The sequence below is a fragment of the Pseudomonas congelans genome (assembly GCF_900103225.1).
Taxonomy (GTDB): Bacteria; Pseudomonadota; Gammaproteobacteria; order Pseudomonadales; family Pseudomonadaceae; genus Aquipseudomonas; species Aquipseudomonas congelans.
The window spans coordinates 395,010-408,984 of the sequence record NZ_FNJH01000001.1; the positions used below are offsets into that span (position 1 = coordinate 395,010).

The window sequence follows — 13,975 nt, forward strand, 5'->3', positions numbered from 1 at the left end:
TGCGATGCTCACGGGTCAATATGGGTAGAGAGTGCGTTCGGCCATGGCGTCGGGCTGCTGAAACTTGAACAAGGAAGCGCAATGAGCACTGCCAGCACGCCGTTGTCCGGCGTCAATAAACCTCTCAAAGGTATTGGCTTCATTCTTCTGGCGACTTTTCTGTTTGCCAGTCACGACACCCTGTCCAAATACCTCTCCGGCTTCTATCCGATCATTCTGGTGGTCTGGGCGCGCTATCTGGTGCACACGCTGCTGATGGCCTGCATCTTCATGCCGTCATCGGGATTGCGGGTGTTGCGCACCAAGCGTCCCGGCCTGCAGGTCTTGCGCGCACTGGCGCTGCTGGGCACCAGTCTGCTGTTTACCAGCAGCCTGATGTTCATCCCGCAGGCAGAGGCGACGGCGGTCAACTTTCTTGCGCCGTTGCTGGTCACCGCGTTATCGGTGCCGCTGCTGCACGAGCGTGTGACGCGCGGGCAGTGGATAGCGGTGGTGGTCGGGTTTGTCGGGGTGATGATCATCATTCATCCGGGCGGCGAGCTGTTTACCCCGGCGATTCTGCTGCCGCTGTCGTCAGCCTTGTGTTTTGCGCTGTATCAACTCCTGACACGGCTGGTCAGCCCGTTCGACAGTCCGACCACCAGCAACTTTTTCGCGGGGCTGTTCAATACCCTGTTGATGAGTGCGCTGGTACCGTTCTTCTGGGAAGTGCCGGCGCTCAAGCACCTGCCGTTTCTGCTGGCGCTTGGTGCGTGTGGCATGTCGGCGCATTTGCTGCTGACCCAGGCCTTCCGCTTCGCCGCTCCGGCCATGCTTGCGCCTTTCAGTTATTGCCAGATCGTGTTCGCCGGATTGCTGGGGTTTCTGTTCTTCGATCACATGCCATCGCCCACTGCCCAGGCCGGCATTGCCATTATCTGCCTCAGCGGTCTGGCGGCGGCCTGGCAACAGCGCCGCAAGGGTGGGTAGCTCCTGGTGTGAGGCGTCGATTGACGTCGATGCCAATGTTCAGTTCGCATGCAGTTCCTGACGCACTGCCTCACAGGTCTTCGGCGCAGCATAATGTCATGCTGCGCCTGCAGGAGGCCGCCATACGTGCTTTTCGATCACGTTGGCACAGACGACGCAAATTGCGACGTAAGTGACGGCTGAGTCCTGGCGCTGATCCGGGGGTAGCCTGGCAGGACGCCAGGCTAGCCGCACCGGGCCATGGATGGCCCGTTGCGGCGACCCCCGGATCAGTGACAGGGCGAAGGAACCCGACGAAGTCGGGCCGGAAACGGAGCCAGGGGGTTTGGTTACTTTGGCCCCATCAAAGTAACTCGCCGAGGGGCGAAAAGGTGACCTGAGCCGACCCCCAATCCATCTGACAAAGAAAACCCGCCGTGTGACGCGGAGCGTCACGAACTGCATTCCCACGCGGAGCGTGAGGAACGAGAGTTATACGGGAGAAAACTTCTCGCACTCTGCGCAGAGCTTAGGGACGATAGCAAAAAGGCCCGGTCACTGAGTGAGCCGGGCCTTTTTGATGGTGTCAGACGATTACTCGCTGAGTGTCGGAACCTTGCGAGGGGCCATGAAGTACATCCAGATCAGGGCAATGAAATACATCGCCGGGATCATGGTGAACAACACGTTGTAGTTGTTATTGGTGGCGGTCAGCACTGCACCCACGATCTGCGTCATGAACATACCGCCGATGGCCGCACACATGCCGCCGAAGCCGAACACGGTACTCATCATGTGCTTGGGGGTGTAGTCCATCACCAGGCTCCAGATATTCGCCGTCCAGGCCTGATGCGCACCCACGGCAAGCGAAATGGCCAGTACCGCCACCCACAGCCCGCTGGCATTGGCAGCGAACACCACGCTGCAGATCGTGATGGCAAAGATCAGCATCGACAACAGGCGTGCAGTCGTCGCACGCATGCCGCGACCAATCAGCCAGGACGACAGAATGCCGCCACCGACACTGCCGAAGTCGGCCGTCAGCCAGATCAGAATCAGCGGGATGCCCATCTGCGTCACGCTGATCCCCAGGTTGTATTGCTGATTGAGGAACGGAGGCAGCCAGTACAGGTAGAACCAGAACACCGGAGCCGTGATCGCATATGCCAGCGCGAATGCCCACGTACCGCGCATCTTCAGAATGCCGGTGAAAGGTACCTTGACCGGAGCCGGTTCGACTTCCTGATTGATGTAATCCAGCTCGGTCTTGCTGACGGTCGGATGCTCTTCGGGGTTGTAATACTTCAGGCGCCAGGTGATGACCCAGAGCAGCCCCAGCGAACCCATCGCCACGAAGGCAGCCTGCCAGCCCCAGACAGTGAGGATCACCGGCAGCAGGGCCGGGGTCAGCATGGCACCGACGTTGGTGCCGGCGTTGAAGATACCGGTGGCCACCGCACGTTCACCTGCCGGGAACCACAGGCGGGTGGTCTTCACACAGGCCGGGTAGTTGGCTGCTTCGGTCAGGCCCAGAATGAAGCGGCAGACCATGAAGCCGACAGCGGAGGTGGCAAGGCCATGCGCGCCAGTCGCCAGGCTCCACAGCAGCACCGCGAGGAAGAACGCGCGCTTCACGCCGACCTTGTCGATGAAGCGGCCCTGCAGCACGAAGCCGACCGCATAACCGACCTGAAACCAGAAGTTGATGTTGGCGTAGTCCATCGCCGTCCAGCTCATTTCCTTGGCGAGGATAGGCTGCATGACGCCGAGCGCGGCCCGGTCGATGTAATTCAGTGTAGTGGCGAAGAACACCAGGGCGAGCATGCCCCAGCGAGTCTTGCCCACGGCGAGCGCGCCGCGGATCTTTTCGCCCATCCCGGCACGGGCGGCCTGGGCGACAGGGTTGGTCTGGGTGTTAAGCATGATGTTCTAACCATCCGTTCCAGGACTGTGCTGCTGGCAACAGTCGGACTGAGAAGTCCACTCGATGCAGGCGTTGTGCAGGTAAAGTGAAGTCGTAGAACCGTGATTCGACTGGCCTGTAGACTCAGGCTGTCCTCGAAACGATCCGTCGGGCCGACAATTTACAGGCTGGGCCGCGTAAGTGTGTTGGAATGTTTCAGGCGACGCAGACCGTGGCCGGGCTTTTGGCTGGGCGGGTTCGTCGAACATGACGTCTGGTAAGACGGACGGGTGAGCGGGCGAGCGAAGCGAGAAGGGTGCACATGAGCAATGTTCCTGTTTTTTGAATTGTTATGGGTTTGCTGCTGATGAAGCGAAGATCAAATGTCGGACTGCGGGTCTATCCTGCAATGTGATGCTGATGTTGAGCATTGCGAGATACAGCGTCAATTGAGTAAAACGGCTTTTGTTCGATAATCGAACGTAAAACTAACCGGTTCGTACACTTTATGTTGCTGTAGTATTTCCGCAGGCAAATACTTTACTCGCACCTCTGAATAAGGCCGGGAAAGGCCAGGAATGCGGTGCTGTCCAGTCGCGACCCAAGCAGGTCGCGTTCATCCAGGAGCTGAAAAGCATGCAGCGTTCAATTGCTACCGTATCCTTGAGCGGTACTCTGCCCGAAAAGCTCGAAGCCATCGCCGCAGCCGGCTTTGACGGCGTCGAGATTTTCGAAAACGACTTGTTGTATTACGACGGTAGCCCACGCAACATCAGGCAGATGTGTGCCGACCTGGGCATCGCCATCACCCTGTTCCAGCCATTCCGCGATTTCGAAGGCTGCCGCCGTGATCGTCTGCAGCGCAATATTGACCGTGCCGAACGCAAATTCGATCTGATGCAGGAACTGGGCACTGATCTGGTGCTGGTCTGCAGCAATGCATCTGCCGATTCGGTGGGCGACGAAAACATTCTGCTCGATGACCTGGGCCTGCTCGCCGAACGCGCGGGTGCCCGTCACTTGCGCGTCGGTTATGAAGCGCTGGCCTGGGGCAAGCATGTGAACACTTGGCAACAGGTCTGGAGCCTGGTGCGTAAGGTCGACCACCCGGCGCTTGGCGTGTTGCTCGACAGCTTCCATACCCTGTCGCTGAAGGGCGATCCGAGCGCCATCGCGCAGATCCCGGGCGACAAGATCTTCTTCGTGCAGATGGCCGATGCGCCGCTTCTGGCAATGGATGTACTGGAATGGAGTCGCCATTTCCGCTGCTTCCCGGGCCAGGGTGAATTCGATCTGGCCGGCTTCCTTGCGCCGATCCTGCGCAGTGGCTACAACGGTCCGTTGTCGCTGGAAGTGTTCAACGACGGCTTCCGTGCAGCGCCGACGCGCGCCAATGCCGCGGACGGTCTGCGTTCGCTGCTCTATCTGGAAGAGAAAACCCGCCAGTTGATGGCGCGTGACGAGCCGGCTGCGGCTCCCGAAATCCTCTTCAACCCACCTGCTGCCAGTACCTACAATGGCGTCGAGTTCCTCGAGTTTGCAGTCGACGAGAGCCATGGCGCTCGCCTGTCGGGCTGGCTGCAACGGCTGGGCTTTGCCAAGCTGGGTCAGCATCGCTCCAAGGCGGTCAGCCTGCTGGGGCAGGGCGATATCAGGATTGTGCTCAATGCCGAACCCTATTCCTTCGCCCACAGCTTCTTCGAGGCCCACGGCCCGTCACTGTGCGCCACCGCCTTGCGCGTCGACGACGGTCATCAGTCGCTGGAACGTGCGCGTGCCTTCAAGGGCCAGCCGTATCGCGGGCTGGTCGGCCCTAATGAACGGGAGATCCCTTCGGTCCGCGCACCCGACGGCAGCCTGATCTATCTGGTGGATAACGCGGCGCCGGGAGAATCGATCTACGACAGTGATTTTGTCGTCGATCCGCAGGCAGTCGCCAAGGGCGGGTTGCAGCGTATCGACCACATGGCCATGGCGCTGCCGGCCGACAGCCTGGACAGCTGGGTGCTGTTCTACAAAAGCATTCTGGACTTCGAAGCTGACGACGAAGTGGTCTTGCCCGACCCGTACGGTCTGGTCAAGAGCCGTGCTCTGCGCAGCCGTTGCAGCACCGTGCGCTTGCCGCTGAATATTTCCGAGAATCGCAATACGGCTATCTCCCATGCGCTGTCGAGTTATCGCGGCTCGGGTGTGCACCACATCGCATTTTCCTGCGAAGACATCTTCGCCGAAGTAAGCCGCGCCAAGGAAGCTGGCGTACCGTTGCTGGACATCCCGCTCAATTATTACGATGACCTGGCGGCGCGCTTCGATTTCGACGAAGAGTTTCTCAGCGAGCTGGCGTATTACAACGTGCTCTATGACCGCGATGCGCAGGGTGGCGAGTTGTTCCACGTCTACACCGATGCGTTCGACGGGCGCTTCTTCTTCGAAATCCTGCAGCGCAAGAACGGCTACGTAGGGTACGGCGCTGCCAACGTCCCGGTGCGTCTGGCTGCGATGGCCAAGGCGCGCAATGTGGCAGCACGTCAGGCGCGTCTGTAAGGCGAATCCGATTGCAACGCTGCTGCGAGGGTGTGACGCCCTCGCGGCTTCCCTCGGTTGCCGGTCGGCTTCATACTCCGCGCATCACTCGTGGTCATGAGCCAACAATGAAAACAACTGACGACTCTGTTGCCGTTACGTCGAAAGGGCGCAAGAACAATCCGGAAAAGACCCGCGAAGACATTCTGCAGGCCGCCGTTGCCGAGTTTGTCGCCCATGGCCTGTCGGGCGCGCGCGTCGATGCCATTGCCGAGCGCACCAAAACCTCGAAACGGATGATCTATTACTACTTCGGCAGCAAGGAGCAGCTGTACGTCGAAGTGCTGGAAAAACTCTACGGCGCGATTCGCAACACCGAGAGCCAGCTCAATCTGTCCGAACTCGAGCCGGTGGAGGCGATTCATCGCGTGGTCGAGTTCACCTTCGATCACCACGACAGCAATGTCGATTTCGTGCGCATCGTGTGCATCGAAAACATCCATTACGGCGAGAACGTCAAACAGTCCGAGTCGATTCAGGCCAAGAGCCAGAACATCATCAGTGCGCTCGACGGCATCTTGCGTCGCGGTGAAGCCAGCGGCCTGTTCCGTGATGGCGTTCATCCGGTGGACCTGCACCTGATGATCAGCTCGTTCTGCTTCTACCGGATCTCCAATCGCCATACCTTCAGCGAAATCTTCCAGATCGAGCTGTGGAGCGAGGAGGTCAAACAGCGTCACAAGGCGATGATCTGCGACGCTGTATTGCGTTATCTCAAGCGCTGAGGCTTACAACGTGTGGAAGTGCGCCATCATCCGCTCTGCATCGGCGGACCGGCCGCTGAACAGCTCAAACGCCTTGACCGCCTGAAACACCGCCATGGTGCTGCCATCCAGGGTTCGGCAGCCCAGTGCCCGGGCCTGTTTGAGCAGTTCGGTTTCCAGCGGAAAGTAAATGATTTCCGCCACCCACAGGGCAGGCCGTAGCAACTCGACCGGCAACGGCGTGCCCGGCAGTTTGGTCATGCCGACCGGTGTGGTATTGACCAGCCCGTCGGCTTCGGCCATCGCCGCAGGCAGGTCGCTACCCACCTGAGCGCGCCCGGCACCGAAGTGTTGGTTGAGGTTGTCCACCAGTCTCTGGGCGCGTTGCGGCTCGACTTCGAACACCGTGAGGCGTTCGACGCCTGCGCTGAGCAGCGCATGAGCCACGGCCGCTCCCGCGCCACCTGCACCCATCTGCACCACCTGTTGGCGCGGGGCCTTGTCCAGGCCGCGCTGAAAGCCTTCGGCAAAACCCAGGCAGTCGGTGTTGTGACCGATGCGCTTGCCGTCCTTGAACACCACCGTATTCACCGCACCGATACCGCGCGCTTCATCGGACAGCTCATCCAGTAACGGGATGACCGCCTGCTTGCAGGGGAAGGTGATATTCAGGCCAGTGAAGCCGCACTGCCGGGCGCCCTCAAGCAGCCGGGGCAGGGCATCGATGTCCAGTTGCAGGGCGTCGATATCGATCAGCCGATACAGATAGCGCATGCCTTGCGCATCGCCTTCACGCTCGTGCATGGCAGGTGTCCGCGAGGCCTGGATGCCCGAGCCGATCAGACCGGCAAGGATGGAAGGTTTTTCAGCGTGAGCCATAAAATACGTCTCTTGTTTTTGTGTCACTGCCCGGTTGGCGGCAGGTGCTAAGCGGAATGTACCAGATGGTTAATAGTGCCGCAGGCAGGAGTCGATTACCACGCAGCGATGTTGTGCGGTGATCGCACTAATCAGTGATAATCCACGGCCAGCCGCTTCAGGCTTACACGAGTTCGAGTCCCCGCATGTCCGAGTCCGTCTTCAGCGCCGCACAGCAGCAAGCCAGTACGTTGTATCTGCCACCGGGCTCGTGGGCCACGGTGCTTGATTGCCTGTGCGCGAAATTTCCGGCCATCAGTCGTGAACAATGGCTGGATCGTTTTGCTCGCGGCCGGGTGCTGGATGAAAACGGCAAGGCCATCGCGCCTGATCTGGCGTATCGGGAGGGGCTGCGGGTTCACTACTTTCGTGAGGTTGCCAACGAAACGCCGATCCCTGTGGTTGAAACGATCCTCTACGCCGACGAGCATCTGGTGGTGGCTGACAAGCCGCACTTTCTCCCGGTAACGCCCGCCGGCGAGTACGTCGAGCAGACCTTGCTGCGACGCTTGATCCATCGCCTGGGCAATCCTGATCTGGTGCCGCTGCACCGCATCGACCGGCACACCGCAGGGTTGGTACTGTTTTCCGCCAACCGGCAGACGCGCTCGGCTTATCAGGCTCTGTTCCCCACCCGGCGCATCGACAAGTTTTACCAGGCCATTGCGCCAGCGCTGCCGGGGCTGACGTTTCCGCGTCTGCACGAGAGCCGTCTGGTCGAGGGTGAACCGTTCTTTCGCATGCAGGAAGGCGCCGGCGCGAGCAACACCCGTACGCAGATCGAGGTGCTCGAACGGCAGGACAAATTGTGGCGCTACGGGCTTTATCCGGTGACCGGCAAAAAGCATCAGTTGCGTGTGCACATGGCCGCGCTGGGCGCTGCTATCTGCAATGATCCGTTTTACCCGGACGTGGTGAAAGACCCGGTGGACGACTATCGCCATCCTTTGAAGCTGCTGGCCAGCAGCTTGCGTTTCGTCGACCCGCTCAACGGCGAACAGCGCCACTTCGAGAGCCTGTTGACGCTCGACTGGTAGTACAGGGATCGCGAAATGACAGGCAAAAAAAACCCGCACTCGGCGGGTTTTTTCAAATCAGTAGCGCGACGCCCGGATTACAGATCCTTTACGGTACGTACCTGATCCTTGTTAATGCGGGTCTGCTTGCCGTCGAGTTGCTTGAACTCGTAGAAGCCCGAGTCTTCATCGTATTTTGGCGTGTCGACAGACTGGATTTCACGACCATCGTTCAAGGTGATCACAGTGGGCGATGCGCAGCCGGCGAGGGAGGCAATGCTCAATGCAAGCAGGAAGGCAGCGGGAAGGGTCCGTTGTTTCATTACTGTGTCTCCAGATGGATTCTTGATTTACTGAACTCTCAGACGGATACACCGTCAGCAAGTTCCGTATACACCCGCAGCAACTTCAATGACCAGTCACTTGTTGCGGTTTTCGCTGATCCCGGTCAACAGACAGGGAGTGTTCAGGTTGGCCAGGCGTGAATCGCCAGCTTCCAGTTGCAGAGCAACGGGTTGCAGCGGCTCCAGAGCCCGTCTCGGGCTGCGTTCGCCGGCCTGCCATGCGGCTTCCAGCGTTGCGGCGTGGGCGACAGGGATAATACCTAAAAGCGGCTGCCAGTGTTTGCCTTCACGCACCATTATCGGTCGCTCCGGGTATTCAGACGCTTTTTCACGCAGTGCCTGCAGTAACGCTTCATCGACCAAAGGTGCGTCGCAGGGCAGGATCAGCAACCATCGATGCCGCGCGATGGGCAGTGCGGCGCGTATTCCGGCCAGCGGGCCGTTGAAATCGGTATCGTCGTCCTGCACCAGGCGATCGGCGTAACGCGCATAGCGATCGATATTACGATTGCAGGAAATGATCAGGTCATCGGTCAGCGGCCGGGTCAGCCGGTGCAGATGTTCGATCAGCGCGGTGCCCTGCCATTCGATCAGGCCCTTGTCACGCCCGCCCATGCGCTGCCCCCGGCCTCCGGCCAGCAGCAGAATCGAGCAGGGCGGCAGTGTGGCAGGAACATTCATCAAACACTCGTCGGGCAGTCAAAAGGAGTGCTGTGATATAACACCCGCCTGTTTTCTTAACAACTGGATGAGGCCATGAAAGCCAAGGCTGACACACCTTTCGTACCCCTTAATATCGCCGTGCTGACCGTCAGCGATACCCGCACCCGTGAAACCGATACGTCGGGCCAGATGTTCGTCGACCGCCTGACCGACGCAGGCCACGGCCTGATCGAGCGCGTGCTGCTCAAGGATGACCTGTACAAGATCCGCGCTCAGGTAGCGACCTGGATTGCCGATGATCAGGTGCAAGTCGTGCTGATCACCGGTGGCACCGGCTTTACCGGCCGCGACAGCACGCCTGAAGCCGTGGCCTGCCTGCTGGACAAGCAGGTCGATGGTTTCGGCGAGCTGTTCCGGCAGATATCGGTGCCGGACATCGGCACGTCGACCATTCAGTCCCGCGCGCTGGCCGGCCTGTCCAATGGCACGCTGGTCTGCTGCCTGCCAGGGTCCACCAATGCGGTGCGTACGGCATGGGACGGCATTCTTGCCCAGCAACTGGACTCGCGCTTCCGGCCCTGCAACTTTGTGCCTCACCTCAAGCAGGCCGAGCCCTGTGCGACCCGTGGTTGAGTGCTCATGAACAACGAGCCGAAAACCCTGCTGCCGGTTGAAGACGCCATCGCGCGTCTGTTGAAGATGGCCGAGGCCACGCCGGTCACCGAGCGCGAAAGGGTCTCGCTGGCCGACGCCGAAGGCCGGGTGCTGGCAGTGGATCTGGTCTCCACACTGGACCTGCCGCCCTGGCCGAACAGCGCCATGGACGGTTATGCCTTGCGCGTGGCGGACTGGCATGGCGAGCCGTTGACGGTCAGTCAGCGTATCTTCGCCGGTCAGGCCCCTGAGCCTCTGGCCCCTGGCACCTGTGCGCGTATCTTCACCGGCGCGCCGATGCCCGAAGGCGCTGACTGCGTCGAGATGCAGGAAAACGCCGAGGTCCTGGCGGATCAGCGTGTGCGGTTCAACGAATCGCTGGGCGCCGGGCAGAATATTCGTCCGCAAGGCCAGGAAACCCGGGTCGGCGATACCGTGCTGGCCGCCGGTACGCGGCTGGGTCCTATCGAGCTGGGGCTGGCGGCCTCGCTGGGCCTCGCCGAGCTGGAGGTCATTCGCCGCATGCGGGTCGCGGTGCTGTCCACGGGCGATGAACTGATCGAGCCCGGTCAGCCGTTGGGGCAGGGGCAGATCTATAACAGCAACCGTGTGTTGCTGTGCAGCTGGCTGAAGCGGCTCGAATGCGAGGTCGTGGATGCTGGCATCCTGCCGGACGATCTGGAAAAGACTCGCGCTGCGCTGGCGAATCTGCAGGGTGTCGATCTGATTCTTTCCACGGGCGGAGTGTCCGTGGGCGAAGCGGATTTCCTCGGCCACGCCTTGCGGGAAGAGGGCGAGCTGACGCTCTGGAAGCTGGCCATCAAGCCTGGCAAGCCGCTGACCTTCGGGCATTTTCGGGGGGTGCCGGTGATCGGTCTGCCTGGCAATCCGGCCTCTACGCTGGTCACTTTTGCCTTGCTGGCCAGGGCATACCTGTTGCGTCGCCAGGGCGTGATCGACGTCGCACCCTTGCAGTTTCCGGTGCCCGCCGGCTTTGTCTGGACGCGTCCGGGCAATCGTCGCGAGTACCTGCGCGGTCGTCTTGAGCAGGGCCGGGCCGTGGCGTACCGCAATCAGAGTTCGGGGGTACTGCGCAGCGCTACGTGGGCCGATGGTCTGATCGAGGTCCGCGAAGGCTCGACCGTAGCTGAAGGCGACTGGGTCAACTTCATCCCATTGAGTGAAGTGTTGGGCTGATTGCATTCGAATGGTGGGGCGGGTACGCATGAGCTACTCTCAACAACGCTGACACAATGGGCAACCGGACTTCGCCCTGGAGTATTGTTATGGCGCCATTGAGAGTGGCTTGTGTGATCCCGACCTACAACGGACGCAAGGATCTGGAACGTCTGCTGGACTCACTGGCTGCGCAGACCGCGAGCTTCGATACGCTGATCGTGGATTCCAGTTCCTCGGATGGCACGCTGGAGCTGGCGCGATCCCGATGTGCCAATGTGCTGCGCATCGACAGCAAGGATTTCAACCACGGCGGCACCCGGCAGATGATGGTCGATCTGCATCCCGACTACGACGTGTATGTCTTCATGACCCAGGATGCGTACGTTGAAGACATCAATGCCATCGCCAACATTCTGCTGCCCTTCGCCGACCCGAAAGTCGGTGCCGTTTGCGGGCGGCAGTTGCCGCACAAGGACGCCAACCTGCTGGCCCAGCATGCGCGGCTGTTCAATTACCCGCCGACCTCGCAGATCAAGACGCTCGCCGACGCTGGCACGCTGGGCATCAAGGCGCCATTCATGTCCAACTCGTTTGCGGCCTATCGAGGTGAAGCGTTGCGGGCCATTGGCGGTTTTCCGCGGCATGTGATTCTTTCGGAAGACATGTACGTCACCGCGAAAATGCTCATCGATGGCTGGAAAGCGGCTTACGAAGGCTCGGCAGTATGCCGTCATTCCCACAATTACAGCCTGCGCGAAGAGTTTCGCCGTTACTTTGACATCGGCGTGTTCCAGGCCCGTGAAGCGTGGATCTACGAAACCTTCGGCGGCATCGGTGGCGAGGGCATGCGTTACGTCAGGTCCGAGCTGAAATTCCTCGGTCCCCGGCGAATCCTCTGGTGGCCTGTGTCGTTCGTGCGTAATGCGCTGAAGCTACTGGCCTACAAGCTAAGCCGACAGGAAAAGCGCTTGCCCCGCGGCGTGAAGAAGAAACTCGGCATGTACGCGCGCTACTGGGACAGCCCTTACGCCTGAGTCGCGCCGCAAGCCATGCCTGCGGCGCATGAGCAGGTCAGCCTTTCGCGGCTTCTTCGTCCAGACGGTCTGCTTCGAACAGTTGCGCCAGGTCGGCCCTGGCTTCGCGGGCGGTCTGCAGGACCTTGGCGTCGTCGTCATACACCTCATGCTGAGCGGCCAGCACCTGTTCGTCGTGACGCTTGAAGCGACTGATGCGCGCGTCGGCCTGTGTTTCGCTGAGGCCCAGACCCATGAGGGTCTGGCGACTCATTTCCAGGCTTGAGTAGAACGTTTCGCGAACCGCGTGAGCGCCCAGGTCCATCAACCGATGAACATGCTGGCGGTTACGTGCGCGGGCAATGATCTTCATGTGCGGGTACAGCTTGCGGATCAGCTCGGCGGTCTTGATGTTGGTGTCGGGATCATCCGTCGCGATGACGAAGAATTCGGCCTCATCGACTTTGGCGGCACGCAGTATTTCCGGGCGCAGCGGGTCGCCATAGAAGACCGGGACATTGCCGAAGCTGCGCGAGAACTCGATGGACTCGACGGCGGTGTCCAGGGCGATGAAAGGAATCTTCTGCGCGCGCAGGATACGCGCGACGATCTGTCCCATACGGCCCATGCCGGCGATGACCACCCGTGGTTTGTCGGTCTGGATATCGCGGTATTCGTCCGGCACCTCGACGGGTTTGATCCTTGGTTTGATCCAGCGCGCCAGGGCAATGAACAGCAACGGCGTGATCGCCATCGACAAAGTGATCGTCAACACCAGCATGTCGTACAGCCCGGCCTCGAACAGCCCCTGAACGCTGCCGATCTTGAACACCACAAAGGCAAACTCGCCGCCTGCGGCCAGTACCAGACCCAGCTGCAGCGCGCTGCGGTTGTTGAGTTCGCCAAGGGTGCGACCGATCAGGAACAGCATCGGCAGCTTGATTGCGATCAGCAACAGCGTCAGGCCCAGCACGATCAGCGGTGAGCTGAGCAACAGGCCGACGTTGGCGCCCATGCCGACGCTGATAAAGAACAATCCCAGCAGCAATCCCTTGAACGGTTCGATCTGCGCTTCCAGTTCGTGACGGTACTCGGAGTCTGCCAGCAACAGGCCGGCGAGAAACGCGCCCAGCGCCATGGACACTCCGACCAGCTCCATCAGCCACGCCGTGCCTATCACTACCAGCAAGGCCGTGGCGGTCGAGACTTCCTGGATTTTGGTCTTGGCAACGATACGAAACACCGGGCGCAGCAAATAGCGTCCACCAATCACCACAATGGCAATGCTGCCCAGCATGCGCAGGCCGTGGTTGATGCTTTCGCCGGTGTCCATCGCGTGATCGGCCCCAGCCAGAAACGGCACCATGGCAATCAACGGGATCGCCGCAATGTCCTGAAACAGCAGAATGGCGAACGCCATCCTGCCGTGCGGGCTGTTCAGCTGTTTGCGTTCCGCCAGGCTTTGCAGGCCGAAGGCCGTGGAGGACAGGGCAAGGCCCAGGCCCAGAATGACCGCAGTGTTCAGCGGCTGGCCGAAAGCAGAGAAGGCCACCCCGCCGATGATCAGGCCGGTGAGCAGCACCTGCGCCATGCCGACGCCAAACACGGATTTGCGCATGACCCATAAACGCTTGGGCGAAAGCTCCAGGCCGATGATGAACAGCAGCAGCACCACGCCAAGTTCGGAAATGTGACTGACGCTCTCGGTATCGCCGATCAGGCCCAGGACCGATGGGCCAATGATCACGCCGGCGAACAAATATCCAATCACTGCGCCCAGCTTCAGCCGCTTGGCCAGTGGCACAGTCAGCACGGCGGCGAGCAGAAATACCACTGCGACCTGCAGCAGGCTGCCTTCATGGGGCATGTAAAACTCCTTGGTAATAATTGAACACACTGTTGAAGCAGGGGCGGTATTAAAGCATGGGAGTTTTACACGGCAACGCTCATCGCGGCATGACGATAATCAACGTCGTTGATAGAACGTGCAGGAAAGGGCGGGCAGGGATGTGAGGCGAGGCGGGTGACGATGCCATCCGTTGCGTATCGG

12 protein-coding genes are annotated in these 13,975 nt (G+C 60.3%); 7 read left to right on the top strand and 5 right to left on the bottom strand.

From position 1 onward, the window contains the following. Positions 1–81 precede the first annotated feature (81 nt). The gene (locus BLR20_RS01615) at positions 82–969 is read left to right on the top strand and encodes a DMT family transporter (RefSeq protein ID WP_010428081.1); all 888 of its coding nucleotides are present in this window, start codon (positions 82–84) and stop codon (positions 967–969) included. A gap of 573 nt (positions 970–1,542) precedes the next feature. On the opposite strand, the gene BLR20_RS01625 is transcribed toward BLR20_RS01615, so the two are convergent. Then, on the bottom strand, positions 1,543–2,871 hold the full coding sequence (locus BLR20_RS01625) for an MFS transporter (RefSeq protein ID WP_010433346.1): 1,329 nt from the start codon (positions 2,869–2,871) through the stop codon (positions 1,543–1,545). 616 nt (positions 2,872–3,487) lie between these two features. On the opposite strand from BLR20_RS01625, the gene quiC reads away from it, so the two are divergent. Both quiC and BLR20_RS01635 read left to right on the top strand, forming a co-directional pair. Further along, entirely contained in the window at positions 3,488–5,395 is a 1,908-nt protein-coding gene (gene quiC, locus BLR20_RS01630; protein WP_054993016.1) for a 3-dehydroshikimate dehydratase QuiC, read from the top strand. A 107-nt stretch (positions 5,396–5,502) separates the two neighbouring features. Beyond that, positions 5,503–6,159 carry a TetR/AcrR family transcriptional regulator gene (locus BLR20_RS01635; RefSeq protein WP_032614585.1) on the top strand — a complete coding sequence of 219 codons (657 nt, stop codon included), beginning with the start codon at positions 5,503–5,505 and terminating at the stop codon, positions 6,157–6,159. Between the two features lie 3 nt (positions 6,160–6,162). On the opposite strand, the gene BLR20_RS01640 is transcribed toward BLR20_RS01635, so the two are convergent. After that, positions 6,163–7,017 (bottom strand): shikimate dehydrogenase, encoded by an 855-nt coding sequence (locus BLR20_RS01640; RefSeq protein WP_054993015.1) that lies wholly within the window; start codon positions 7,015–7,017, stop codon positions 6,163–6,165. A gap of 185 nt (positions 7,018–7,202) precedes the next feature. Here BLR20_RS01640 and BLR20_RS01645 point away from each other — a divergent pair, with 185 nt between their 5' ends. Next, the gene (locus tag BLR20_RS01645; RefSeq protein WP_010433337.1) at positions 7,203–8,093 is read left to right on the top strand and encodes a pseudouridine synthase; all 891 of its coding nucleotides are present in this window, start codon (positions 7,203–7,205) and stop codon (positions 8,091–8,093) included. 77 nt (positions 8,094–8,170) lie between these two features. Here BLR20_RS01645 and BLR20_RS01650 read toward each other — a convergent pair whose 3' ends face one another. Together BLR20_RS01650 and mobA are read right to left on the bottom strand one after the other, a co-directional pair. Continuing rightward, positions 8,171–8,395 (bottom strand): YgdI/YgdR family lipoprotein, encoded by a 225-nt coding sequence (locus BLR20_RS01650; RefSeq protein WP_010433334.1) that lies wholly within the window; start codon positions 8,393–8,395, stop codon positions 8,171–8,173. Between the two features lie 96 nt (positions 8,396–8,491). Beyond that, positions 8,492–9,097, bottom strand: a complete 606-nt coding sequence (mobA, locus tag BLR20_RS01655) for a molybdenum cofactor guanylyltransferase MobA (protein ID WP_054993014.1) — start codon at positions 9,095–9,097, stop codon at positions 8,492–8,494. Between the two features lie 75 nt (positions 9,098–9,172). On the opposite strand from mobA, the gene moaB reads away from it, so the two are divergent. The 3 genes from moaB to BLR20_RS01670 all read left to right on the top strand — a co-directional run bounded on the left by moaB (position 9,173) and on the right by BLR20_RS01670 (position 11,946). After that, complete coding sequence (gene moaB, locus BLR20_RS01660; RefSeq protein WP_002553131.1) at positions 9,173–9,712, top strand: molybdenum cofactor biosynthesis protein B; 540 nt, start codon at positions 9,173–9,175, stop codon at positions 9,710–9,712. Between the two features lie 6 nt (positions 9,713–9,718). Further along, the gene (locus BLR20_RS01665) at positions 9,719–10,930 is read left to right on the top strand and encodes a molybdopterin molybdotransferase MoeA (RefSeq protein ID WP_054993013.1); all 1,212 of its coding nucleotides are present in this window, start codon (positions 9,719–9,721) and stop codon (positions 10,928–10,930) included. An 89-nt stretch (positions 10,931–11,019) separates the two neighbouring features. Continuing rightward, positions 11,020–11,946, top strand: coding sequence for a glycosyltransferase family 2 protein (locus BLR20_RS01670; RefSeq protein ID WP_054993012.1), 927 nt, complete (start codon positions 11,020–11,022; stop codon positions 11,944–11,946). 37 nt (positions 11,947–11,983) lie between these two features. Here BLR20_RS01670 and BLR20_RS01675 read toward each other — a convergent pair whose 3' ends face one another. After that, on the bottom strand, positions 11,984–13,792 hold the full coding sequence (locus BLR20_RS01675) for a monovalent cation:proton antiporter-2 (CPA2) family protein (RefSeq protein WP_054993011.1): 1,809 nt from the start codon (positions 13,790–13,792) through the stop codon (positions 11,984–11,986). Between the last annotated feature and the right edge of the window lie 183 nt (positions 13,793–13,975).

What these genes read in the sequence shown, in the direction of transcription:
- BLR20_RS01615 (WP_010428081.1), top strand. Translation starts at nt 82, where the DNA reads ATGAGCACTGCCAGCACGCCGTTGTCCGGCGTCAATAAACCTCTCAAA.
- BLR20_RS01625 (WP_010433346.1), bottom strand. Translation starts at nt 2,871, where the DNA reads ATGCTTAACACCCAGACCAACCCTGTCGCCCAGGCCGCCCGTGCCGGG.
- quiC (WP_054993016.1), top strand. Translation starts at nt 3,488, where the DNA reads ATGCAGCGTTCAATTGCTACCGTATCCTTGAGCGGTACTCTGCCCGAA.
- BLR20_RS01635 (WP_032614585.1), top strand. Translation starts at nt 5,503, where the DNA reads ATGAAAACAACTGACGACTCTGTTGCCGTTACGTCGAAAGGGCGCAAG.
- BLR20_RS01640 (WP_054993015.1), bottom strand. Translation starts at nt 7,017, where the DNA reads ATGGCTCACGCTGAAAAACCTTCCATCCTTGCCGGTCTGATCGGCTCG.
- BLR20_RS01645 (WP_010433337.1), top strand. Translation starts at nt 7,203, where the DNA reads ATGTCCGAGTCCGTCTTCAGCGCCGCACAGCAGCAAGCCAGTACGTTG.
- BLR20_RS01650 (WP_010433334.1), bottom strand. Translation starts at nt 8,395, where the DNA reads ATGAAACAACGGACCCTTCCCGCTGCCTTCCTGCTTGCATTGAGCATT.
- mobA (WP_054993014.1), bottom strand. Translation starts at nt 9,097, where the DNA reads ATGAATGTTCCTGCCACACTGCCGCCCTGCTCGATTCTGCTGCTGGCC.
- moaB (WP_002553131.1), top strand. Translation starts at nt 9,173, where the DNA reads ATGAAAGCCAAGGCTGACACACCTTTCGTACCCCTTAATATCGCCGTG.
- BLR20_RS01665 (WP_054993013.1), top strand. Translation starts at nt 9,719, where the DNA reads ATGAACAACGAGCCGAAAACCCTGCTGCCGGTTGAAGACGCCATCGCG.
- BLR20_RS01670 (WP_054993012.1), top strand. Translation starts at nt 11,020, where the DNA reads ATGGCGCCATTGAGAGTGGCTTGTGTGATCCCGACCTACAACGGACGC.
- BLR20_RS01675 (WP_054993011.1), bottom strand. Translation starts at nt 13,792, where the DNA reads ATGCCCCATGAAGGCAGCCTGCTGCAGGTCGCAGTGGTATTTCTGCTC.